This window comes from Caballeronia hypogeia (assembly GCF_001544875.2).
Lineage (GTDB): Bacteria > Pseudomonadota > Gammaproteobacteria > Burkholderiales > Burkholderiaceae > Caballeronia > Caballeronia hypogeia.
The window spans coordinates 23,615-44,615 of record NZ_FCOA02000003.1 but is presented as its reverse complement, the minus strand read 5'-3'; the positions used below and the strand labels follow the sequence as shown (position 1 = coordinate 44,615).

24 protein-coding genes and 1 tRNA gene are annotated in these 21,001 nt (G+C 63.8%); 17 read left to right on the top strand and 8 right to left on the bottom strand.

The window, feature by feature from the left end:
- Positions 1-132: 132 nt before the first annotated feature.
- Entirely contained in the window at positions 133-420 is a 288-nt protein-coding gene (locus AWB79_RS06290) for a hypothetical protein (protein ID WP_061166549.1), read from the bottom strand.
- A gap of 242 nt (positions 421-662) precedes the next feature.
- Between AWB79_RS06290 and AWB79_RS06285 the strand changes: the two genes are divergently transcribed.
- The gene (locus AWB79_RS06285; protein ID WP_061166548.1) at positions 663-1,214 is read left to right on the top strand and encodes a hypothetical protein; all 552 of its coding nucleotides are present in this window, start codon (positions 663-665) and stop codon (positions 1,212-1,214) included.
- A 275-nt stretch (positions 1,215-1,489) separates the two neighbouring features.
- Positions 1,490-2,260, top strand: coding sequence for a DUF2968 domain-containing protein (locus AWB79_RS06280; protein ID WP_063963451.1), 771 nt, complete (start codon positions 1,490-1,492; stop codon positions 2,258-2,260).
- A 65-nt stretch (positions 2,261-2,325) separates the two neighbouring features.
- On the opposite strand, the gene AWB79_RS06275 is transcribed toward AWB79_RS06280, so the two are convergent.
- Positions 2,326-2,565, bottom strand: coding sequence for a hypothetical protein (locus AWB79_RS06275; protein ID WP_374728528.1), 240 nt, complete (start codon positions 2,563-2,565; stop codon positions 2,326-2,328).
- 70 nt (positions 2,566-2,635) lie between these two features.
- On the opposite strand from AWB79_RS06275, the gene AWB79_RS06270 reads away from it, so the two are divergent.
- Positions 2,636-2,878: a hypothetical protein gene (locus AWB79_RS06270; protein ID WP_061166547.1), complete on the top strand. Its 243-nt coding sequence runs from the start codon at positions 2,636-2,638 to the stop codon at positions 2,876-2,878.
- A gap of 51 nt (positions 2,879-2,929) precedes the next feature.
- On the opposite strand, the gene AWB79_RS06265 is transcribed toward AWB79_RS06270, so the two are convergent.
- Positions 2,930-3,436 (bottom strand): PRC-barrel domain-containing protein, encoded by a 507-nt coding sequence (locus AWB79_RS06265; RefSeq protein ID WP_061166546.1) that lies wholly within the window; start codon positions 3,434-3,436, stop codon positions 2,930-2,932.
- A gap of 134 nt (positions 3,437-3,570) precedes the next feature.
- On the opposite strand from AWB79_RS06265, the gene AWB79_RS06260 reads away from it, so the two are divergent.
- A complete protein-coding gene (locus AWB79_RS06260; RefSeq protein ID WP_061166545.1) occupies positions 3,571-4,251 on the top strand; it encodes a ribonuclease HI family protein in 681 nt (226 codons plus the stop codon).
- A 16-nt stretch (positions 4,252-4,267) separates the two neighbouring features.
- On the opposite strand, the gene AWB79_RS06255 is transcribed toward AWB79_RS06260, so the two are convergent.
- On the bottom strand, positions 4,268-5,020 hold the full coding sequence (locus AWB79_RS06255; RefSeq protein ID WP_061166544.1) for an SDR family oxidoreductase: 753 nt from the start codon (positions 5,018-5,020) through the stop codon (positions 4,268-4,270).
- Between the two features lie 313 nt (positions 5,021-5,333).
- Between AWB79_RS06255 and AWB79_RS06250 the strand changes: the two genes are divergently transcribed.
- The 4 genes from AWB79_RS06250 (at position 5,334) to AWB79_RS06235 (ending at position 9,348) form a co-directional block, all read left to right on the top strand.
- On the top strand, positions 5,334-6,407 hold the full coding sequence (locus AWB79_RS06250; protein WP_061166986.1) for a porin: 1,074 nt from the start codon (positions 5,334-5,336) through the stop codon (positions 6,405-6,407).
- A 92-nt stretch (positions 6,408-6,499) separates the two neighbouring features.
- Positions 6,500-7,132, top strand: coding sequence for a LysE family translocator (locus AWB79_RS06245; protein WP_061166543.1), 633 nt, complete (start codon positions 6,500-6,502; stop codon positions 7,130-7,132).
- A gap of 555 nt (positions 7,133-7,687) precedes the next feature.
- Complete coding sequence (locus AWB79_RS06240; RefSeq protein ID WP_061166542.1) at positions 7,688-9,232, top strand: peptide MFS transporter; 1,545 nt, start codon at positions 7,688-7,690, stop codon at positions 9,230-9,232.
- 39 nt (positions 9,233-9,271) lie between these two features.
- Positions 9,272-9,348, top strand: a tRNA-Met gene (locus AWB79_RS06235).
- Positions 9,349-9,693: 345 nt separating this feature from the next.
- Here the strand turns inward: AWB79_RS06235 and rpsU are convergent.
- The 4 genes from rpsU to AWB79_RS06215 all read right to left on the bottom strand — a co-directional run bounded on the left by rpsU (position 9,694) and on the right by AWB79_RS06215 (position 11,590).
- Positions 9,694-9,906, bottom strand: coding sequence for a 30S ribosomal protein S21 (rpsU, locus tag AWB79_RS06230; RefSeq protein ID WP_006999077.1), 213 nt, complete (start codon positions 9,904-9,906; stop codon positions 9,694-9,696).
- Between the two features lie 164 nt (positions 9,907-10,070).
- A complete protein-coding gene (locus AWB79_RS06225) occupies positions 10,071-10,379 on the bottom strand; it encodes a 2Fe-2S iron-sulfur cluster-binding protein (protein WP_061166985.1) in 309 nt (102 codons plus the stop codon).
- 23 nt (positions 10,380-10,402) lie between these two features.
- Positions 10,403-10,996: an IMPACT family protein gene (locus tag AWB79_RS06220; RefSeq protein WP_061166541.1), complete on the bottom strand. Its 594-nt coding sequence runs from the start codon at positions 10,994-10,996 to the stop codon at positions 10,403-10,405.
- 54 nt (positions 10,997-11,050) lie between these two features.
- Positions 11,051-11,590, bottom strand: coding sequence for a GNAT family N-acetyltransferase (locus AWB79_RS06215; protein WP_061166984.1), 540 nt, complete (start codon positions 11,588-11,590; stop codon positions 11,051-11,053).
- Positions 11,591-11,894: 304 nt separating this feature from the next.
- On the opposite strand from AWB79_RS06215, the gene AWB79_RS06210 reads away from it, so the two are divergent.
- The 9 genes from AWB79_RS06210 (at position 11,895) to astA (ending at position 21,000) form a co-directional block, all read left to right on the top strand.
- The gene (locus tag AWB79_RS06210) at positions 11,895-13,481 is read left to right on the top strand and encodes an EAL domain-containing protein (RefSeq protein WP_061166540.1); all 1,587 of its coding nucleotides are present in this window, start codon (positions 11,895-11,897) and stop codon (positions 13,479-13,481) included.
- Between the two features lie 58 nt (positions 13,482-13,539).
- Complete coding sequence (locus AWB79_RS06205; protein ID WP_374728529.1) at positions 13,540-13,938, top strand: hypothetical protein; 399 nt, start codon at positions 13,540-13,542, stop codon at positions 13,936-13,938.
- Positions 13,939-14,240: 302 nt separating this feature from the next.
- Positions 14,241-14,930: an ABC transporter permease gene (locus tag AWB79_RS06200; RefSeq protein WP_061166538.1), complete on the top strand. Its 690-nt coding sequence runs from the start codon at positions 14,241-14,243 to the stop codon at positions 14,928-14,930.
- Between the two features lie 20 nt (positions 14,931-14,950).
- Positions 14,951-15,682 carry an ABC transporter permease gene (locus AWB79_RS06195; RefSeq protein WP_061166537.1) on the top strand — a complete coding sequence of 244 codons (732 nt, stop codon included), beginning with the start codon at positions 14,951-14,953 and terminating at the stop codon, positions 15,680-15,682.
- A 21-nt stretch (positions 15,683-15,703) separates the two neighbouring features.
- Positions 15,704-16,531 carry an ABC transporter ATP-binding protein gene (locus AWB79_RS06190; protein WP_061166536.1) on the top strand — a complete coding sequence of 276 codons (828 nt, stop codon included), beginning with the start codon at positions 15,704-15,706 and terminating at the stop codon, positions 16,529-16,531.
- A 52-nt stretch (positions 16,532-16,583) separates the two neighbouring features.
- Complete coding sequence (locus AWB79_RS06185; protein ID WP_232470846.1) at positions 16,584-17,555, top strand: GlxA family transcriptional regulator; 972 nt, start codon at positions 16,584-16,586, stop codon at positions 17,553-17,555.
- Positions 17,556-17,670: 115 nt separating this feature from the next.
- Complete coding sequence (locus AWB79_RS06180; RefSeq protein WP_061166982.1) at positions 17,671-18,897, top strand: aspartate aminotransferase family protein; 1,227 nt, start codon at positions 17,671-17,673, stop codon at positions 18,895-18,897.
- A gap of 28 nt (positions 18,898-18,925) precedes the next feature.
- Entirely contained in the window at positions 18,926-19,972 is a 1,047-nt protein-coding gene (gene aruF / locus AWB79_RS06175) for an arginine/ornithine succinyltransferase subunit alpha (protein WP_061166981.1), read from the top strand.
- Entirely contained in the window at positions 19,969-21,000 is a 1,032-nt protein-coding gene (gene astA / locus AWB79_RS06170; protein WP_061166535.1) for an arginine N-succinyltransferase, read from the top strand. The genes aruF and astA overlap by 4 nt, the downstream gene beginning before the upstream one ends.
- The last annotated feature ends 1 nt before the right edge of the window (position 21,001 follow it).

Genomic DNA, 21,001 nt, shown 5'->3' with positions numbered 1-21,001 from the left:
CAATGCCATTCGAGTGATTCGTGTCCGTCACCGTGCTGAGGAAGTGATTGTCGTTCGCGATGAACAGCGTGTGCTGAACACATGAACGCCGGCGCGCGGCCGGCGTTCATGCAGCGCAGATTCTCGCGGAAATCACTGTTTCATCGTGCCGGTTGCTTGAGAACCCTGTGGCGAACCTTGAGACTGCCCCGGCGCCATGCCTTGCTCCCGCTTTTGCATGAGCGTGCCGCTGCCCGACGTGCCGGACTGCACGCCGCCCTGCGACGAGTCTCCGGTGCGCGGACTCGGCATCGGCTCGTTGCGGCCCGGTTGCATCTGCTGCGGATGCTGCATCATCTGATCGCGCGACATTTCCTGCGCAAGCGTTGCGGTGCTGGCGAGTGCGAGGAACGCTCCCGCGATCATCGTGGTAATGCTCATATCCGTCTCCTTGAGGCCGGCGTCACAGGCGCCGCTTACAGCTCTGTCAGCATCGAACGTGCCGGAGGGGCGCAAGGATAGGACAGTCCTTATTTATGTCTTATTCGCGGCCAAATTGCCAATAAACGGATAGCATATCCAACGGGCGTGAAGAGCGGCAGTTCTATTTCGATTCGCGATCCAAACGATCCGAATTTTTCCGGAATCCCGCTCACCAGGCTGAACGCTGCGGAGTGTTTTTCATGTCGATCACACTGAATGATTTATTGGAGTGGCGCGATCGTCTTCCCGAGCAGTCGGAAGAAGAAGCGCATATGGTGCGCGCACTGCTTGCGCGTCGCGAAGCGGAATTGCGCGCGCGCATCGCCGATTTGATCGCCGCGATGAGCCAGCGCGAAAACTGGAAATTGCAGAGATGCGCGGCGATTGCCCGGCATGTTGAAGGGACATCGGTAGAACATCTCGAATCGGTTTATGACTTTTTTCATAACCGGAGCGAAGGTGTTCAGGGTTTCGAAACACCGGCGATTCTTCGCGACTATTTCGAGAGCGTGATTCCTGCGCCCGGCGCGGAGCCGGCAGAAGCGATTCGAAACGCGCTACCCGCGCCCATCGTCGATCTATACGGCGCGATGGGTACCCTGGAATCGCGCGTTTCCACCACGCCGGGACTGGCGTGCGGCATCCAGGGAATTCGCATCATGCGCATGGTTGCCTTGATGTCCAAGGCGCGTTCCGCGCAAATGGAGAAGATGCGCATGAGTGGCACGCAGGCGTTTTATCGCCATTCGTGAATCCGAACGCAGCTTCATTTCGCCTTTATGCCGCGTCCATTTATTCCCCTATTTGCACGTTGCTTGTTTTTCGGCGCGATTGAAAGGCCGGATGTCTCGCCTATACTGAATTCGACTGCTTATTCGAGGAAGAACGAGCTGGCGTGGTTCGTGATCCGGAACAACCGAAGCTGACTTTTCCGATAATTCGCGCTGCGCGAAACGGCCGTTTCCGATAACCACAACGTCTTCTGGATGATCGCTGATTCAGGACGAATACCCGCCAGGGAGTTACAGTGAAAAGCTTGCTGAGCAGAAAGGGCACCTTGCTCGATAGCGCCCCGTCGTTTCTCGTGCGCCAGAACGCAAACAACCCGGTTGCCTTCGCCGTGTCGGACGCCTCCTCAGAAGCCGAAGCCGGCTCCGAGGACGTATCCCAGGAAACCGGCATCCCGAGCCTCACCCGGCCTGCGCGCGGACCCGTCATGCGCGTGACGCCTCTGCGTCCTGCAGCGGCTTCGCTGGCGCATGCGGGAGGGCAGGCGCTGCAGGCGGCGCCCATCGCCGAGGTCGAGTGGCTGCTACAACAGGGGGCGCTCACCACCTTCCGCACGTTTCAAAGCTTCGCATATTCGGTGAGTTTGCTGTTTCATCCGCGCGAACTGACCTACTACGCGGTGCTTCATCACGACGACGCTGTATGGCGCGTGCTCAAGGCCGGTGACGTGGACACCGCCGAGCCGGCGTTCCGCCACTTCATCGAACAGGCGATGCGGCTGGCCGAAGGCGAGATGCGTCGCGCGCATCTCGAAGCACAGAACGAGCAACTCTTGCGGGCCGCGGCCGAATCGGAGGCGCAGGTCGAGCGCATGCGCGTCGATATTCAGCGTGGCAGCTCGCAAGATCAGGAAGTCGCGGCGAGGCAACAGGAAGTCCGCAAGGAATTGGCGCAACTCGAAGGACGGCGCGTCTCCGTCCAGGTGCAACTGAACAAGTTGCAGCGTCAATTTCATCAACTGAATGCGGCCTTCAGCGAGAACGTCCCGCATCTGCCATCCGTGCGCTAGACAGAACTGGCGGAATCATCCGAAGAAAAGTTTCAGATATCGCGTAAAATCCCTCGCTCGAGCAGCTAGTCGATTCGCTCGGCATACGCCGCGCCGGACTGTGAAATGTACGTGCTGAGTCCGCGCCCGGCGCGAGCAAGCTGTTTCATTGCTTCTACTCGCGTGCGCCCCGTCACGCGATAGTCATATAAATACGTCCCCCCGCTCACGAAGCGGACCTTGATGCCGTCGCGCAGGATGTCGAACGATTCGACGCCTGAGTTACCGGCAAGATTTCGATAGGGCTGCATGATGTCATCGAGCACATGCGCACGCAAACGATTGCGTCGCCGGCACGGGGCTAAAGTTTCGTTCGCCGGGACCGTTAAAGGTGTCATGGATAAAGATCAATTCCCGTTCCTCGACTCGGACGACCCGCACTTCCAGCACGCTCGCGCGCTGAGCGTCTCCGTGGGCGCGATCCGTCGCGCGCAGGGCAAGTGCAGTCCGAACGACTTCCCGGTCGGCTCCCTCGAATGGCACTTCGCCATCGAGGAATTCGCGGGCGATGTGCTGCGCACGCTGATGGGCGAGACCGAAGGCATCGACGTTCAGGTCGGCGAGCGTCCGTTCGATTGACCGCGCGTAGCGCACATTCAGGTCGCCGTCCGGCCGCCGCATTCCACATCGTCATAGCTTGACGCCGCCCGACTCGGGCGCATCCACGCCGCCGGGCGGGATCGCGCCGGTCGCGCTCACGTCGCTGGCGCGGTCGTTCGCCCAGTATGGCTCGCGGCCATAGTGCTGATGCACCGTGCTGGCCCAGACGCGATCGGCCATCGACGGCCACGCGTCCTTGTCGAATCCCGGCGAATTGCGCACCTGCTCGGCGCTCGCGTCGATGCGGAAGCAGCGGTTGTCCGTGTCCAGCGTGAGCGCGCTCCACGGCACGGCGAGCAGCTTGTCGCCGATGCCGAGAAAGCCGCCGCTCGACAGCACCGCGTAAGCAATGCGCCCGCTACCCACGTCGAGCATGATTTCCTTGAGCGAGCCGACATCGTGGCCGTCGCTGCTCATCACGGAATTGCCGTCGAGCGTGCTCGCGGCCATCACGTCGGGGCCCGGGCCCGCCGCCGTTTCGGCGCCCTTGCCGACGATCTTCGCGCCGCCCGCGGACGGCTCCATTGATTGACTCATGATCGCTCCTTGGCTGTTGACGAGGGACACGCGCCGTGCGTCTTTCCCTTCGCCGTTCGTTCAGCAACGGTCGTACCCATGAAGCGGCACGAGCCTCTGCTAAGCTCGGAGTTCGTTCACGCCATCCGCCGACCATGATCGCTCTCGAGGAATTGCTCGCCGTCGCGACCAGAAGAGAGCGCATGCTGAGCCGCAGGCTCGCGAAAGGCGCGGCGATCTCCGAACACGCGGCGCTCGCCAGGACACTCGAAAAGGCGGCAGGCGGGCAGTCCTTGCGCGCGTTGGTCGAGGCGCGGCGCGTGAAGCAGGCGACGCACGCCGAAGCGCAGCGCGAGCGCACAATCCGGCGCGCCGAACGGGCAAGCGAAGCGAAACGACGAGAAACGCCCGGCGATACGAGCGCATGGCGCGCCTGGTTCGATGGCTCAGCGCTGCCAAATCCCGGGCGGCTCGGCATTGGCGGCGTGTTGACCGGGCCGCTCGGCGAGACGGTCGAGATCAGCGCGGCCGTGGGTCACGGTGATAGCAGCGCCGCGGAATATCCCGCGCTCATCGCGGTGCTGGAGGCGGCGCTGAGCGAGGGCGCGCGAGATATCGTGATTCATGGCGACAGCCGCGTCGTCATCGACGATATGAGCGCGGTCGCCGGCTCGGGCATCCGCTCGCTCACGCATCACGCGGCGCGCGCCCGGGCGCTCATCGAGCGGATCGGAGATGTGCGGCTGCAGTGGATTCCGCGTGCTCGCAACGGCTGGGCAGACGGGCTTTCGCGCGCGGCGCTCGATTCGGCGCGCGCGGATGCGGCTGCCGCCTGAACGCGCGATTCGGCAGTCAGCCCAGTTCGCGGACGTCGGCGGTCGGCGCCTCGCCGAACCTATCGCTCAGCAGATGATCGATCACCTTGCGCGCCGATTCCTCGGGCGTGGCGAGCTGTCCGTCGCGCTTGAGCGCGTCGAAGCGCTCGCGTAGCGGAAAGCGCTCGAGTTCGATACCGCGAATCTCCGCCTGCATGTCGGTGTCCACTACGCCCGGTGCAATGCTGCAGATGCGCAATCCGCGATTGCCGTCGAGCGCGACCGCGCGGGCGTGCTGATCGAGCGCAGCCTTGGTCGCACAGTAGAGACTCCATCCGGGATACGCGTTGCGCGCCGCGCCGCTCGAAATATGGACGATGCGCGTATCCGTCGCGTTCGCACCGGCGGCGGCGACGGCGACGGCGACGGCGGCCGACAGCATCAGCGGCGCGGCGACATTGACGCTGACCGCGCGCGCGATGGCTCCCGGTTCCTGATCCGCCAGCGAGCCCACCGGCGCGAGCACGCCCGCGTTGTTGATGAGCATGACGCGCCGCGCGCCGCCGATGAAGCGCGTCAGCGTGTCGCCGGACAGCCATTCGCCGAGGCCGGGCAGATCGGCGAGATCGAGTTCCACTTGTTGCAGGTTCGGATGGCGCGCCACGAGACTGGCGTTGCGCTGGCGCGAGATCGCGAGCACTTCGGCGCCGTGGTCGAGCAGGCTCGTCGCGAGCGCGGCGCCGAGCCCGCGTGTATGGCCGGTCACGATGGCGCGAATGTTGTCTGACATGGGATCGAATCGGGGTGGCTGAAGTCGTCTCGATTTTAGCGGCAAGGCCGGCGGCGCGTCGGCTACGCTCAAACGCGCGGCTCCGGCAAGATGAGCGCAAATGAAAAACGGTCGTTCGTTGGTTCCAGGACACAGAAGCGCGCGTGTGCGTATTTTCGACTGACAAGCGCGTTCGCAAAACTGACAATCTTGCCCAAGTCGAATAACAACAGGAGAGGCCTTCATGCCGCGTCGCCCGAAATCCGTCCGCACCGCATCGGTCTCCGAAACCGCATTGGCCAGCGCGCCGGCAGCGCGTCCGCTATCGTTCTGCATGGCATGCGTGGCGCTCGTCGGCCTGCCCGCGACGGCCTGGGCGCAAAGCTCGGTGCAGCTCTATGGCGAACTCGACACGGGCGTCGCGTATGTCAACAACGTCGGCGGGCATTCTCAATATCGCCTGACGAGCGGCACGATCGATGGCAGCTACTGGGGCTTGCAGGGCACCGAAGATCTGGGCGGCGGCGCGCGGGCGATCTTCCGGCTCGAACGCGGTTTGTCGGTCGCGACGGGAGAGGGGCTCAACGATCATCCGATGTACGTCGGCATCGGCACCGAGACGCTCGGCACGATCACGCTCGGCCGGCAGTACGATTCGATCCATGACTACTTTCAGACTTTCACGCTGACCGGCAACGCCGGCGGCACCGCGTTCGCGCACTTGCTCGACAACGACAACGCCAACAACTCGTTTCTTGCCTCGAACTCGATCAAGTACACGAGCGGAAACTATGGCGGCTTCAGCTTCGGCGGCCTATACGCGTTCTCCAATCAGGCAGGCGCGTTCTCGAACAACCGCGCGTACAGCGTCGGCGCGAACTATTCGCTCGGCTCCTTCAACGCGGGCGCGGCATATCTGCACAACAACGGACGCGGCAACACGACCAGCGGCGCCTACGATGCGCTCGTGCTGCCGGGTCCCGGCAACACGGTGTTCAACGCGAACGTGCAGAAGCAGGACACGTTCGGCGTCGGCATGAGCTACGAGATCGGCGAATTCACCTTGAGCGGCGCGTTCTCGCGGGCGATCAACACCGGCGTCTCGGATGCCGATACCGGCGAGCTGATGCCGTCGCTCGCGCTCAACAACTACGAAATCAACGGCATCTACAAGCTGACGCCGGCCATTCAGCTATCGGGCATGTACGTCTACACCAACGGCGGCGGCGCGCACTGGCATGAAGGCGCGCTGCAGGTCGACTATCTGCTCTCCAAGCGCACCGATGTCTATCTGGAATCGATCTATCAGCGCGCTTCGTCGGGCGCGCCCGCGGTGATCAACACCAACGATCCATCGAGCGGACGCAACCAGCTGATGTTGAGCACCGGCATCCGGCATCGCTTCTGAGCCATCGTCCGATACGGTTTTGGATACTTCTTGGGACGCCGCGCACGTGCTAACTTTGACGGTCTGATCGTAGCCCGCCTCGCAGGTGTCCCATGTCGCTCCAGACCTTCTCGCTTTTCCTTCCTGCGTGCTTCGCCATCAACATGGCGTTCGGACCGAACAACGTGCTGTCTCTTTCGAACGGCGCGCGCGACGGCGTGCGCGCGTCGGTGCTGGCTTCCTTGGGCAGGATCGTCGCGTTCGCGATCATGATCGCCATTGCGGGCCTTGGGCTCGGCGCGTTGCTGCTCGCGTCGCAGACGCTGTTCACGGTCATCAAGCTGGCGGGCGCCGCGTATCTCGTCTGGATCGGAGTAAAGCTGATCCGCTCCGGGCCATCGCTCGTCGTGAAGGAAGAGGGCGCGCTGCGCGGGCCCGTCAGTCTCGCGCGGCTCACCAAGCAGGAGTTCTGGGTTGCGGCCGGCAATCCGAAGGCGATTCTCGTGTTCACCGCCTTTTTTCCGCAATTCGTCGACCGGGACGCCTATGCGACGAGCTTCGCCATTCTCGGCGCGACCTTTCTGCTGCTCGAACTCGTGGCGATCGTCATTTACGCCGCGCTGGGCGCGCGGCTCGGCTCGCTTTCGCGCGGCGCGCGCGGTTTTACCTGGTTCAATCGCGTCAGCGGAGCCTTGATGATCGGCTTTGGCGTCATGCTGGCTTTCGTGCGCCGCCCCGCGAATTGAAACGGTAACGGCGCGACGTTGAAAGCGAATTAATCGCGCGGATTATCACATTACGTCATGACGAATAACGGCGTATTAAGTCCTTAGGGCTATTCCCGAGTGACCCCGAATACAAATAACAACAAAATGCGCTACCCGCGAATCTCAAAAACCTTGCGATTCGCTTAAATCAACTGTCACGCGCATTGGCGATCCCGATGTGCGTATCGAAGTCCGCAACGATCGCAGGCGCGTTACGCACGCCCGGCGAAACGCGGAAAACGGAAGGTCGATGAAAGCTCAATTCTCCGCACGCCCGGCGACATTGCGTCGCGCGTCTGCTCCGCGCTGTTTTCCCAACGCTTCTTCATTCCCTCCGGCATGCCTGGGCGGATGCGCGTCTCCGATCTGCGATAATCATCGGTTTGCTCGCGAATAATCGTCCGCGCACGTATCCGACAAATTTGCCGATGAATACGCGCCGAGAAATCCGCGTCGCGTTTATTTCGCCCGTGAGTTTCATCGGCGAGATGAAAATCGCCGATTACCGTTTCGCTGTTTGAAGGACCTTCTCCGATGCTTACTCAATCGTCCGGCCACTCGCAGACGCGCTCGTTCACAACCGTCTTTCTGATCGAAATGTGGGAGCGGTTTGGCTATTACGGCATGGCCGCGCTGCTGGTGCTGTTCATGGTCGACCAGATCGGTTTCGCCGACGACCACGCCAATCTCACCTGGGGCGCGTTCACGGCGCTCGTATTCTCGGCGCCGTCGATCGGCGGCTGGATCGGCGACAAGGTGCTCGGCGCGCGCCGCACCATGACCGCAGGCGCGGTGGTGCTCGCGTTCGGCTATCTGATGCTCGCGCTGCCGGTCGACACGCTCGGCTTCATGTATGCATCGCTCGGCGTGATCGTCGTCGGCAACGGGCTGTTCAAGTCGAACGCGGCGAATCTCGTGCGGCGCATCTACGAGGGCGACGACGCGCGCATCGACAGCGCCTTCACGATCTACTACATGGCCGTGAACATCGGCTCCACGATCTCGATGCTGGCGACGCCGTGGATCAAGGATCACTGGGGGTGGCACGCCGCGTTCGCCGTGTGTTGTGGCGGCATGGTGCTCGGGCTGATCAACTTCGCGCTGATGCGCCGCACGCTCGCGCATATCGGATCGGCGCCGGACGATGCGCCGATCCGCTGGAATCTCGCGTTCGCGGTTGCGGCGGGCAGTGTGGCGCTGGCGGCGGCGACGGTCTTCATCCTCCAGCACAAGACGGTGGCCGTGGCGTGCGTCTACGCGGCGGGCGTGGCGATTCTCGCGATCTTCGGCTACATGCTCACGAAGTGCGATCGCAGCGAACGCGCCGGTCTTCTGGCCGCGCTGATCCTCACGCTGCAGGTCATTCTGTTCTTCGTGTTCTACCAGCAGATGTCGACCTCCCTCACGCTGTTCGCGCTGCGCAACGTGGATCCTTCGTTCTCGATCGGCGGCGCCACGTTGTTCACGTGGAGCGCGGCGCAGTTCCAGGCGCTCAATCCGATCTGGATCATGCTGCTGAGCCCGTTGCTCGCGATGCTCTACACGCGACAGGCGCGACGCGGACGCGATATCCCGGTGGCGGGGAAATACGCGCTGGGATTCGTCGTGGTGGCGATCGGCTTCTTCGTGTTCGGACTGAGCGGCCGTTATGCGGTGGACGGGCGCGTGTCGTCGTGGTTCATGGTGGCGGGTTACGGCCTGTATTCGCTTGGCGAGCTGCTCGTGTCCGGACTCGGCCTCGCGATGATCGCGCGCTATGTGCCCGCCCGCATGAGCGGTTTCATGATGGGCGCGTATTTCGTGGCCACGGGCGTCTCGCAGTATCTCGGCAGCGTCGTCGCCAATTTCGCGCGCATGCCGGCCGGCAATCTCGACCCGGTGCAGTCGCTGCCGCTGTACACGCAACTGTTCTTCGGGCTTGGCTGGCTCGCGGCTGGCGGTGCGGCCGTCGCCGTGGTGTTGCTGCCGCTGCTCGGGAAACTGTCGCGGGCACACCAGCGTGCGGTGGCGGAGGCGAGCAAACCCGTCGTGACGGAGCGGATGCCGGCGGCCACGACATTTACTGCAAAGAATGTTTGACGCCGGGATATAGTCCGATCTATAATTGAATTCTTCAGACGCGGGGTGGAGCAGTCTGGCAGCTCGTCGGGCTCATAACCCGAAGGTCGTAGGTTCAAATCCTACCCCCGCAACCAAGTTTTCAAGCAAAAAGCCCGGTATATCCGGGCTTTTTGCTTTTCTGCTCGCGGTTCTTCTTTTCCGTTCATCGCTCTCGTCCGAATTCCCGAAACTGTAATGCGAGGATAATGTGCGGCGAAAATATCCAGTCCGATTCATCTCTCCAAGCACGAAAAGCCTGCATGAGCGTTCACTCATGCAGGCTTTGTGCGATCTTGCCAGCCATCACCGGGCGGGGCGCATTCGAATATGCGCGAATCCGCGAGCTTTCACGCGACTTCCGCGTGAAACCGCGACCCGATCGGATTCAGGTTGCGATGCCGAAACGACTCAAACCGACGCGGGCAGGGCCCGGCGATCGATCAATAAAACTTCTTCGGCAATTGCGCGCGACGAATCTGCTTGCGCAGGCGAGCAACAGCAGCAGCTTTCTTGCGCTTGCGCTCGGTGGTCGGCTTTTCATAAGCCATGCGCGACTTGAGTTCTTGAATCAGGCCCGTGCGTTCGACGGTACGGCGAAAACGACGCATGGCGACGTCGAAAGGCTCGTTCTCTTTCAACAGTACTTTAGTCATTGAAATCTCGGTTGATCTGGCCCTGCCAGAATTTAGGGCAAAACGCAATTGTACACTTTTTGAGAGCCGCTCTGCACCCTCTTTGTACGAAAGCGTGCGTATGCGGACCCGGGAATCAAATCGTAGGTCGTTGAATCGAGACGACAATCCCGGAATACCCGCGATCAGAAGCCGCGCGATCGCGTGGGGCGCGGCGCAGGCTCGGCCTCGCGCGCTTCCGGCTGCTCGATGGTCACGTCCGATAGCGCCAGCGCCACGCACGGCAAAATCCAGCCTTCGGCCTTTTCCTCGGCTGTGAGCCCTGGCCATTCGATGCGATAGTCGATCTCGCCATCGACGAGCCGGCACATGCACGCACGGCAGGTGCCGTTGCGGCACGAGCGCGGCAGCGACAACCCCGCCTGCAACGCGGCTTCGAGCAGGCTCGCGCCTTCGCGCACGGCGACGAAATGCCCGCCGGGTTCGATGACCATCGCGAACGCGCGCGTCTCGTTGGTCACGTCCGCACCTCGACGCGCGCGCGACCGTTCGTGAGATCGCGCAACTCGGCGGCCGCTGCGTCGCGTGCGCCGGCGGCCATCCGCACGACGAGCCGCACCGTCATGCCGTATTCGCTCTGCACGAGTTCGCACTCGTGCTGCTCGATCCAGCGGCGCACGCGCGCCTCGTCGGCGTAATCGACCTCGACGCCGATCAGCCCCTGTTCGATGCGCTCGACGCGCTCGGCCAGTTGCATCGCGCTCGCGATCGCGTCGGTATAGGCGCGCACGAGTCCGCCCGCGCCCAGCTTGATGCCGCCGTAGTAGCGCGCGACCGCCGCCAGCACCCCGTCGACTTCGTGATGCCGCAGCACTTCGAGAATCGGGCGCCCGGCGGTGCCGGACGGCTCGCCGTCGTCGGACATGCCGGACTGGCCGCCCGCGAGCAGCGCCCAGCACACGTGGGTGGCGCCCGGATGCTCGGCGCGCAGGCGCTCCAGCTCGCGCATGGCTTCATCGCGATCGGCGACGGGTAGCGCCCACGCGATGAACCGGCTCTTGCGGATGTCGATTTCGGCGCTGACGGGAGAGGCGAGGGTATAAGTCGGCAAGGCTTGGGTCGTGCGAGAGGCAAATGTCGAATCTTAGCCGTTAAGCGGATGCGGTCACGCCGTGATGTCGCAAGCCGCGCCGAGCGCGCGCTGCATCAGCACGGAGTCGACCCAGCGGCCATGCTTGAAACCGACGTCGCGCAGCACGCCCACATGCTCGAAGCCGAGCCGCGCATGCAGCGCGATCGATCCCGCGTTGCCGCTGTTGCCGATCACCGCGATCATCTGCCGCCACGGGCCGCGTTCGCATCGGTCGATGAGCGCCGTCAAGAGCGCTGCGCCGATGCCGCGTCCACCGAAGCCATCGGCGACATAGACCGAATCCTCGATCGTATGGCGGTAAGCCGAGCGCGGCCTGTAAGTCGATGCATAGGTGTAGCCCGCCACCGCGCCGTCGACTTCGGCCACGAGGTAGGGCAGTCCCTGCGCCGCGATCGCCGCGTGCCGTGCGCGCAGTTCGGAGACACTCGGCGCGATTTCCTCGAAGGTCGCGAGCGCGTTTTCGACGTAATGCGCATAGATGCGCGCGATGGCGTCGAAGTCGCCGGGAGCGGCGTCGCGCACGATCGGGCGATTCAGGTTCGATGAAGTCATGGTCGGCGGAAATTGCACTTTGCGGAGCGCCGATTCTCGCACGCCGCGCCCCCGGCAAAAAAACCGCCAGCCGGCCGTGCGGAAGACCACCAAAAGGCAATGTTTTCGGTCAAAGAAATCGTTGAATCGGGCAATGCGCGCCCCCTACACTAAGTCGTTTGTCCGAACCTGCAAAAAGGCCGTAAAAAAGCGCCGGCCGAGGGCGCCGGCCGAGGGCGCCGGGCAGGGCATGCAGCATGAAGCACGGAGCAAGAAAAACCGCGCGCGCGAGCAGCCTGCCTCGCGCCGCGGACCATAACACGCAATGAACAAATACCAACGTGGGGCGCTGGCGGCGCTTCTGATCGTCATCGTGGTGATTGCTGCGCTGGCGCCGGCGGGGATCGGCTTTTTGTTCGCGCAGCGCAACCAGCTCCATGACGAGACCGAACGCCTCAATACCGTAGCCGATGCCGCGCTCGTGCGCGCCGAAGATGTCACGCGGCGCCTGTCGGGCGCGCTCGGGGAAATCGGCAAGGTGGAAGCGGCGCCCTGCTCGCCGCCGTATCTGCGCGCGTTGCGGCGCATTGCGCTGACGCACGAACAGGTGCGCGACGCAGGCGCCTACGACAGCGACGGCCGCTGGCAATGTTCGTCGCTGCTGGGCGCGGTCTCCGCCGGCCCGCTCGACGGCCTCACGCTGCCCACGCCCGACTGGCGCTCGCACGATGGCGTCATGGCCTGGTACGGGCTTGCGCGTCTGCCGGGCGGCAAGCTCTCGCTCGTCATGGGCCGCGACGGCTTCTATGTCGCAGCCGACCCCGCGTTGTATGTGGACGCCACCGACGCCGAGAGCGATCCCGCGAGCGCCGTCACCGTCATCAACACCGACGTGAGCCGCGTGATCGCGACCTCGCCCGCCACCGACGCCGCCGCCGTCCTCGCCGTCTACCGCACCGCGCCGCCTGTGCGCGACTGCTCGCCGTACGTGGTGCGCCGCTCCGTGTCGATGCCGCTCGCGGTCGTCGTGAGCGCGCCCCATCAGACCGTGCGGCAACGCTTGCGCGCGCTGCCGTGGGGATGGCTGCTCGGCGGCGTCGCGGCGGGACTGCTGTTCGCGGGCTGGGCGGCGTTCTTCATCGTGCGCAGACTGTCGCCGCGCGGCCAGTTGAGCGACGCCGTGCGCCGGCATCAGTTCATCGTCGCGTATCAGCCGATCGTCGACCTCGACACGCGCCGATGCATCGGCGCCGAAGCGCTGGTGCGCTGGAAATATCACGACCGTATCGTGCGGCCCGATCATTTCATTCCGCTCGCGGAGCATCGCGGACTGATCCAGGCGATCACCGATCAGGTGCTCGACACCGTGCTTCTGGAACTCGGCGATTTCCTCAGGCGCTACGGCGATTACTACGTGTCCGTGAACCTGTCCGCTCCCGATCTGACGACGCACCGCTTTCTCGACGTGCTCGGGCCCGCGCTCGCGCGGCAGGGTGTGCGCCCGGCGCAGATCCGCATCGAGGCGACCGAGCGCAGCTTTCTCGACGCCGACGCCGCCAAGGAGGTCATCAGCGCGTTCCGTCGCGCGGGCCACGCCGTCTATCTCGACGATTTCGGCACGGGCTATTCGAGTCTGTCGCATCTGCAGAACTTTCAGATCGACGGGCTGAAGATCGACAAGTCGTTCATCGACACGATCGGGCAGGACGCGGCGTCGAGCAGCGTGGCCTCGCATATCATCGACATGGCGGCGACGCTCGACGTCCAGGTGATCGCCGAGGGCATCGAGCGCGAGGAGCAGGCCGCGTATCTGCACGCGCGCGGCGCGCAGTTCGGGCAAGGCTGGCTGTTCTCCGCGCCGCTCACGGCCGCCGAATTCATCCGCTACGCGGGCACGACGCGCGGCGCTTGATCGGGCCGGAATCGTCCTCATTTAGGATGTTTCCAGACGAGGCACGACCATGAAGACGATCACCGATCAGGCCGCCACCACTTTCCTGCGCGACGCGCGCCATCCGCTGCTGGCGCTTCATCGCAGCGTGCTCGCGCATTTGCGCGCGCGTCACGAGGCCGAGTTCGGACCGGTGTCGCCGGGCGAATTCCTGCAGATCGTGATCAACGGTTCGGCGTATCGCTGGCTGTCGCCGTTCTCCACCCTGATCGCGGCCATCGACGATGTCCTCGACGACGAGGAAGCCACCCCCGACGCGCGCATCGGCCACGCGCAGGCAGTCGTCGACATGTTCAGCGCCGGCACGCGCGATCCGGCCTTCGCCGAGCAGTTCCTGCCCTTGCTGCAGGAAAGCCCGGAAATCGCGATGGCCAACGGGCAGGTCTCGCAGCTCGTGCGCGGCACGGCGAGCGAGTAAACGCGGGGAAGCGGCAAAACCGGCGCGCGCGGTATATCGAAAATGCGACCAGAAAAATGCAAGTTTCGCCCGCCGCGCGCGTGCGGGTTTTCCTGTCTGTCGCGCGCGGGCCGCTTTGCACGGCGAGCCCTTGCCCGTGACTTCGCTCGTCCGCGCTGAATGCTGCGACGCAGCAAAAATGTGTCATTACATTTGAGCGATTGATTTCCGCTTGCGAGTATCGCCGCCAATCGACGGAGCGCGGCTGACCTGAAAACGCGCTCCGCATCTTTCCGATCAACGAAAGACATGGGAGGCGCCACTTGTTCCTGCACGGCTTCGGTCCGCTACTTTGGGCGGGCGCAAAGGAGACGCTCGCGCTCGCGGTGCTGTCTCTCGCGGTATCGGTGCTGCTCGGATTGCTGGGCGCTTCGGCGAAACTCTCGCGTCACGGCGCGTTGCGCGGCATCGCGACCGCTTACACGACGCTGATCCGCTCGGTGCCCGATCTCGTCCTGATGCTGCTGCTCTTCTACAGCATCCAGATCGCGGTGAACCACTTCACCGATTCCTTCGGCTGGGATCAGTTCGACATCGATCCCTTCACCGCCGGCGTGCTGACGCTCGGCTTCATTTACGGCGCGTACTTCACCGAGACCTTTCGCGGCGCGTTTCTCGCCGTGCCGCGCGGGCAACTGGAAGCGGGCAGCGCGTACGGCATGGGCGGCATGCGCGTGTTCGGCCGCATTCTGTTTCCGCAGATGATGCGCTTCGCGCTGCCGGGCATCGGCAACAACTGGCAGGTGCTCGTGAAGGCGACCGCGCTGGTGTCGATCATCGGTCTCGCGGATGTCGTGAAGGCCGCGCAGGACGCGGGCAAGAGCACCTTCAACATGTTCTTCTTCATCCTGATCGCGGCGCTCATCTATCTGGCGATCACGAGCGCATCGAATCTCGTGTTGATGGCGCTGGAGAAGCGCTATTCGATCGGCGTGCGTCACGCAGAACTCTGACACCCAGCGAGAGACAAGCCATGATCCAGATCTTCGCCGAATACTGGCGCCCGTTCCTGTATTCCGACGGCATGCGAGCGTCGGGTCTCGTCGTCACGTTGTGGCTGCTCGCGGCCTCCATCGCGCTCGGCTTCTGCGCTGCGGTGCCGCTGGCGTGCGGGCGCGTGTCGCGCAACCGCTGGCTCTCGACGCCCGTGCGCGTGTACACCTACGTGTTTCGCGGCACGCCCTTGTATGTGCAACTGCTGCTGCTCTACACCGGCATGTACAGCCTCGAAGTCGTGCGCACGCAATCGCTGCTCGAAGCGTTCTTCAAGAGCGGCTTCAATTGCGCGATCCTCGCGTTCGCGCTGAACACCTGCGCTTACACGACGGAAATCTTCGCCGGCGCGATCCGCGGCATTTCCCACGGCGAAGTGGAAGCCGCGCGCGCCTACGGCATGAGCACCTTCACGATGTATCGCCGCCTGATACTGCCGTCCGCGCTGCGCCGCGCCTTGCCTTTGTACAGCAACGAAGTGATCCTGATGCTGCACGCGACGACGGTCGCCTTCACCGCGACCGTGCCTGACATCCTGAAGGTCGCGCGCGACGCCAACTCGGCGACCTATCAGTCATTCGAATCGTTCGGCATCGCGGCGCTGCTGTATGTGGCGATCTCGTTCGCGCTGGTCGCGGCCTTCCGTCGCGCGGAGCAGCGCTGGCTCGCGTACCTGCGGCCGGCGGGCGCGGCGCGCACGTCGCGCACATGACGAGCGGTAGAATTCGAACCCATGGAAGAGACCTTGTCATCACCCGAGGAGAACGCGTTGGAGCCAACCGCCAAAGACGTCGCGACCAAGCTTGTCGCCCAGGACATTCACAAGCGCTACGGCGACAACGAAGTGCTGAAGGGCGTTTCCCTCGCCGCGAAGGCGGGTGACGTGATCAGCATCATCGGCGCGAGCGGCTCGGGGAAGAGCACGTTTCTGCGCTGCATCAACTTTCTCGAGCGGCCGAACGCAGGGCAGATCATCGTCGATGGCGAAGCCGTGCGCACCAAGACCGACAAGATCGGCAATCTCGAAGTCGCGGATCACAAGCAGTTGCAGCGCGTGCGCACCAAGCTCGCGATGGTCTTCCAGCACTTCAATCTCTGGTCGCACATGACGGCCATCGAGAACGTGATGGAAGCGCCCATTCATGTGCTCGGCGTCTCGAAGAAGGAAGCCGAGGACCGCGCGCGCGAATATCTGGAGAAAGTGGGCCTGCCGCCGCGCGTTGAGAAGCAGTATCCGTCGCATCTTTCGGGCGGGCAGCAGCAGCGCGTCGCGATTGCGCGCGCGCTCGCCATGCATCCCGATGTCATGCTGTTCGACGAACCCACGTCCGCCCTCGATCCCGAACTCGTCGGCGAAGTGCTGAAGGTGATGCAGCGTCTCGCGGAAGAAGGCCGCACGATGATCGTCGTCACGCACGAGATGGGCTTCGCGCGCAACGTCTCGAACCACGTGATGTTCCTGCATCAGGGACGCACGGAAGAAGAGGGCGCGCCCGCCGATGTGCTGAGCGCGCCGAAGAGCGAGCGTCTGCGTCAGTTCCTCTCGGGCAGCCTTAAATAACGTGACGGGTTTGCCGTTACAGGTTGCGATCGTCGCGCTCCCGCCGGTGTCGATGAGCGGCATCGCGCCGATCATCGACAGTCTCGCGCTCGCCAATGAAATCGACGGGCATCGCCTCTACGACTGGCGCATCTGTTCCTGGGACGGCCGCCCGGTGCCGCTGTCGGGCGGTGCGCAAATCCCCGCCGATTGTGCGTTCAACGACGCGGTGCGCTGCGACTGGCTCATCGTCGTGTCGGAGCGCTATCAGCAGTTCGCCGATTACCGTCTCTTTCTCGCGAGCCTCGCGCGCGTCGCTCCGCGCACGGCGCTCGTCAGCGGCATTCATCACGGCGTGTGGTGGCTCGCGATGGCGGGACAACTCTCGCAATATCGCGTCGCGGTGAACTGGGAGACGTATCAGCAATTCACCGAGCAGTTCGAGCGCGCGATCGTCTCGCAGCAAATCTTCGAAATCGACCGCGACCGCGCGACGTGTTCGGGCGGCCAGGCCAGCATCGACTTCATGCTCGCGATGATCGCGCGCGATCACGGTCCCGATCTCGCGGAGCGCATCGCGGATTCGCTCGGCATCGGCGTGTTGCGCGCGGGCACGGAGCGTCAGCGCATTCCGTTCGTGACCGCGCCCGGCGAGCGCCATCCGCGCCTGAACGACGCGCTGCAACTGATGGAAGCGAACATCGAAGATCCACTCGCCACCGATGAAATCGCGAATCTTGTCGGCATTTCGCGCCGCCAGCTCGAGCGCCTGTTTCGACAATATCTCGGTGCGATGCCGTCGAAGTACTACCTCAATCTGCGTCTGACCAAAGCGCGCTCGCAGTTGCAGCGCACGAGCAAGTCCGTGGTGCAGATCAGCCTCGCGTGCGGGTTTTCATCGGCGGCGCATTTCTCCAATGCGTACCGCGACCGCTTCGGCGTGACGCCGCGCGAGGAACGCCGCAACTGGATCGAGAAGCAGCGCGGCGGCGCCATCGACGAGCCTCGCGGCGGCGCGCTGATCGAACCGCCGGGTCTGGCCTGAAACCCTCGGCCTGAAAGCTGCGAAAAAGCCCGTCGAAGCATGTCGCGAACGCGCAAGACGGAACGCGCGCGATTGCCTAATATCGAACTTAATGATCAAAACCCAGGAGTCGCTCATGACCGACATCAATGTGAATCGCGGTACATTCGACGAGGTAATGGTTCCGGTGTTCGCACCGGCCAGTTTCGTGCCCGACCGGGGCCGCGGCTCGCGCGTGTGGGATACCGAAGGCCGCGATTATGTCGATTTCGCCGGCGGCATCGCGGTGACGGCGCTGGGTCATGGCCACCCCGAACTGCTGAAGGTGCTGCACGAACAGGGCGAGAAGCTCTGGCACATCGGCAACGGCTACACCAACGCGCCGGTGTTGCGCCTCGCAAAACGCCTGACCGATCTAACCTTCGCCGACCGCGCGTTCTTCGCGAACTCGGGCGCGGAAGCGAACGAAGCGGCGCTCAAGCTCGCGCGCCGCTACGCCATCGACAATCACGGCGACGACAAGATCGAGATCATCTCGTTTACGCAATCGTTCCATGGCCGCACGTTCTTCACGGTGAGCGTCGGCGGTCAGCCGAAGTATGCGGAAGGTTTCGGCCCGCAGCCGCAGGGCATCCGCCATCTGCCGTACAACGATCTGCCGGGCGCGCTGGACGCCATCGGTCCGAAGACGTGCGCGGTGATCGTCGAGCCGGTGCAGGGCGAAGGCGGCGTGCTGCCCGCCGATCCCGCGTTCCTCAAGGGCTTGCGCGAAGCGTGCGACAAGCACGATGCGCTGCTGATCTTCGACGAAGTGCAGACCGGCGTCGGCCGCACGGGCACGTTCTACGCGTACATGCAGTATGGCGTGACACCCGACATCCTCACGAGCGCGAAGGCGCTGGGCAACGGCTTCCCCATTGGCGTGATGCTCACGACGAACGAGATCGCAGCGCACTTCAAGGTCGGCGTGCACGGTACGACGTACGGCGGCAATCCGCTGGGCGCGTCGATTGCGGAGAAGGTCGTGGAGTTGATCAGCGATCCGAAGCTGCTCGAAGGCGTGAACGAACGCAGCCGCGCGATCAAGACGCATCTGGAGCGCATCAACGAGCGCTTCGGCATGTTCAGGGAGATTCGCGGACGCGGCCTTTTGATCGGCGCGGAGCTCAACGATAGCTACAAGGACCGCGCGAAGGACGTGCTCAACGCGGCGGCGGCGAACGGCGTGATCATGCTGATAGCGGGACCGAACGTGCTGCGCTTCGCGCCCTCGCTCATCATGCCGATGGCCGATCTCGACGAAGGCTTTGCGCGCATCGAAAAGGCGATCGAAGAGGTCGTCGGCGCCACGGCCGTCAAGTGACGAACAGAAAAAAGATCAGGACCCGATGATGCTATTCGTCCGTCCCGCAAGACTCGCCGATCTCGACGAGCTCGAACGCATGGCGCGCGCGGCGCACCCCGTGCTGCATTCGCTGCCGCCCGACCGGCGCGCGCTCGAACCGCGCGTCGCGCTGTCGGAAGACTCGTTTCGCGCCGAAGTCGAATTTCCCGGTGAGGAGTTCTATCTGTTCGTGCTCGAAGATGCGCAAACGGGCAAGCTGCTCGGCACGTCGAGCATCGTCGCCTCGGCGGGCTATTCCGAGCCGTTCTACGCGTTTCGCAACGACGCGCTGATTCACGCATCGCGCGAGCTCAAGGTGAATCGCAAGATTCACGCGCTGACCATGGCGCATGAGCTCACGGGCAAGAGCCGGCTGACGGGCTTCTATATCGACCCGTCGTTGCGCGATGAGCGGAATGAAGCGGCCGCGCACCTGCTGTCGCGCGCGCGCATGATCTACATCGCCGCGAACCGCAAGCGCTTTTCCAGCGAAGTGTTCTCGCTGATGCTCGGCGTCACCGATGAGAACGGCGCATCGCCGTTCTGGGATGCGGTCGGGCGCAAGTTCTTCGGACGCGACTTCGAGCAGGTGGAAATGGAATCGGGCGGACGCAGCCGCACGTTCATCGCGGAGGTAATGCCGAGTTATCCGTTGTACGTGCCGCTGCTTCCCGGCGAAGCGCAACGCGTGCTCGGCGAGCCTAACGAAAGCACGCTGCTTGCCTACGACATTCATCTCGAAGAAGGTTTCGAGCCGGACCGTTACGTCGATATCTTCGATGCGGGCCCGGTGCTCACGATCGCCGTCGACAAGAGCGCGTCGGCGAGTTCGAGCGAATTGCGCGCGGTGCGGGAAATCGCAACCGAGAGCGGTGCGCCGTATCTCGTCGCGGCCGGCGGCGCGCACGAGTTTCGCTGCATCGTAGCGGGGCTGGCCGGCACGCGCTCCGATGGCGCCGCGTTGAGCATGGCCGCGCGCGAGGCGCTGGGGGTCGAGGAAAAGGACACGGTGCGCTGCATGCCGCTGCATCAGGCTTCGGGAGAATTGCAATGATCGTCGTGCGTTGCACGCAGCCGGGAGATGTCGACGCGCTCGTCGCGCTCGCCCAAGAAACGGGCCCGGGGCTCACCACGTTCAAGCCGGATCGCGGCGCGCTCGCCGCGCGTGTCGAACGCGTGCGCCGCACGCTCGCCGGCGACGCGCAAGCCTTCGAAGCGGGCTATCTCTTCGTGATGGAAGACACCGCGACCGGCGATGTCGCGGGCGTATGCGGCATCGAAACGGAAGTCGGGCTGGAGCAGCCGTTCTACAACTATCGCGTATCGACGGTCGTGCACGCGAGCCAGGACATGGGCGTGTGGACGCGCATGTCGCTGCTCAACATCTCGCACGATCTGACGGGTTACGCGGAAGTGTGCTCGCTGTTCCTGAGCCCGCGTTATCGCACGGCGGGCGTGGGCGGTTTGTTGTCGCGTTCGCGTTTCATGTTCATCGCGCAGTTCACGGACCGCTTTCCGCAGCGCTTGTGCGCGGAATTGCGCGGCCATTTCGATGACAACGGCGAATCTCCTTTCTGGAACGCGGTCGGCTCGCATTTCTATCAGATCGACTTCAACGAAGCGGATTACCTGAGCTCGCACGGCAAGAAGTCGTTCGTCGCCGAACTGATGCCGCGCTATCCGGTGTATCTCGACCTCTTGCCCGACACCGCGCAACATGTGGTCGGCGTCACGCACAAGGACACTGCGCCCGCGCGCAAGATGCTCGAAGCGGAAGGGCTGCGCTATGAGAATCACGTCGATATCTTCGACGCCGGTCCGGTGCTCGAATGCCACATCGCGGATTTGCGCACGGTGCGCGAGAGCGTGCTGGCGAAGGTGCGTATCGGCGAGCGCATGGAAACGGACAGCGACGTGAAGAGCCTCGTATCGAACACGCTGCTCGAGGATTTCCGCTGCGGCGCGACGACGGGCGCGGTGGAAAGCGGCGCGTTCCTGCTGACACCCGATGAAGCCGCCGCCTTGCGCGTGAAGGCGGGCGATGACGTGCGCGTGCTGACTTCTCATCCGCACGCGAAATAAA

What these genes read in the sequence shown, in the direction of transcription:
- AWB79_RS06185 (WP_232470846.1), top strand. Translation starts at nt 16,584, where the DNA reads ATGAGCGGCATCGCGCCGATCATCGACAGTCTCGCGCTCGCCAATGAA.
- AWB79_RS06190 (WP_061166536.1), top strand. Translation starts at nt 15,704, where the DNA reads ATGGAAGAGACCTTGTCATCACCCGAGGAGAACGCGTTGGAGCCAACC.
- AWB79_RS06215 (WP_061166984.1), bottom strand. Translation starts at nt 11,590, where the DNA reads ATGACTTCATCGAACCTGAATCGCCCGATCGTGCGCGACGCCGCTCCC.
- AWB79_RS06260 (WP_061166545.1), top strand. Translation starts at nt 3,571, where the DNA reads ATGATCGCTCTCGAGGAATTGCTCGCCGTCGCGACCAGAAGAGAGCGC.
- AWB79_RS06210 (WP_061166540.1), top strand. Translation starts at nt 11,895, where the DNA reads ATGAACAAATACCAACGTGGGGCGCTGGCGGCGCTTCTGATCGTCATC.
- AWB79_RS06290 (WP_061166549.1), bottom strand. Translation starts at nt 420, where the DNA reads ATGAGCATTACCACGATGATCGCGGGAGCGTTCCTCGCACTCGCCAGC.
- AWB79_RS06265 (WP_061166546.1), bottom strand. Translation starts at nt 3,436, where the DNA reads ATGAGTCAATCAATGGAGCCGTCCGCGGGCGGCGCGAAGATCGTCGGC.
- rpsU (WP_006999077.1), bottom strand. Translation starts at nt 9,906, where the DNA reads ATGACTAAAGTACTGTTGAAAGAGAACGAGCCTTTCGACGTCGCCATG.
- AWB79_RS06195 (WP_061166537.1), top strand. Translation starts at nt 14,951, where the DNA reads ATGATCCAGATCTTCGCCGAATACTGGCGCCCGTTCCTGTATTCCGAC.
- aruF (WP_061166981.1), top strand. Translation starts at nt 18,926, where the DNA reads ATGCTATTCGTCCGTCCCGCAAGACTCGCCGATCTCGACGAGCTCGAA.
- AWB79_RS06270 (WP_061166547.1), top strand. Translation starts at nt 2,636, where the DNA reads ATGGATAAAGATCAATTCCCGTTCCTCGACTCGGACGACCCGCACTTC.
- AWB79_RS06225 (WP_061166985.1), bottom strand. Translation starts at nt 10,379, where the DNA reads ATGGTCATCGAACCCGGCGGGCATTTCGTCGCCGTGCGCGAAGGCGCG.
- AWB79_RS06250 (WP_061166986.1), top strand. Translation starts at nt 5,334, where the DNA reads ATGGCATGCGTGGCGCTCGTCGGCCTGCCCGCGACGGCCTGGGCGCAA.
- AWB79_RS06240 (WP_061166542.1), top strand. Translation starts at nt 7,688, where the DNA reads ATGCTTACTCAATCGTCCGGCCACTCGCAGACGCGCTCGTTCACAACC.
- AWB79_RS06255 (WP_061166544.1), bottom strand. Translation starts at nt 5,020, where the DNA reads ATGTCAGACAACATTCGCGCCATCGTGACCGGCCATACACGCGGGCTC.
- AWB79_RS06180 (WP_061166982.1), top strand. Translation starts at nt 17,671, where the DNA reads ATGACCGACATCAATGTGAATCGCGGTACATTCGACGAGGTAATGGTT.
- AWB79_RS06245 (WP_061166543.1), top strand. Translation starts at nt 6,500, where the DNA reads ATGTCGCTCCAGACCTTCTCGCTTTTCCTTCCTGCGTGCTTCGCCATC.
- astA (WP_061166535.1), top strand. Translation starts at nt 19,969, where the DNA reads ATGATCGTCGTGCGTTGCACGCAGCCGGGAGATGTCGACGCGCTCGTC.
- AWB79_RS06285 (WP_061166548.1), top strand. Translation starts at nt 663, where the DNA reads ATGTCGATCACACTGAATGATTTATTGGAGTGGCGCGATCGTCTTCCC.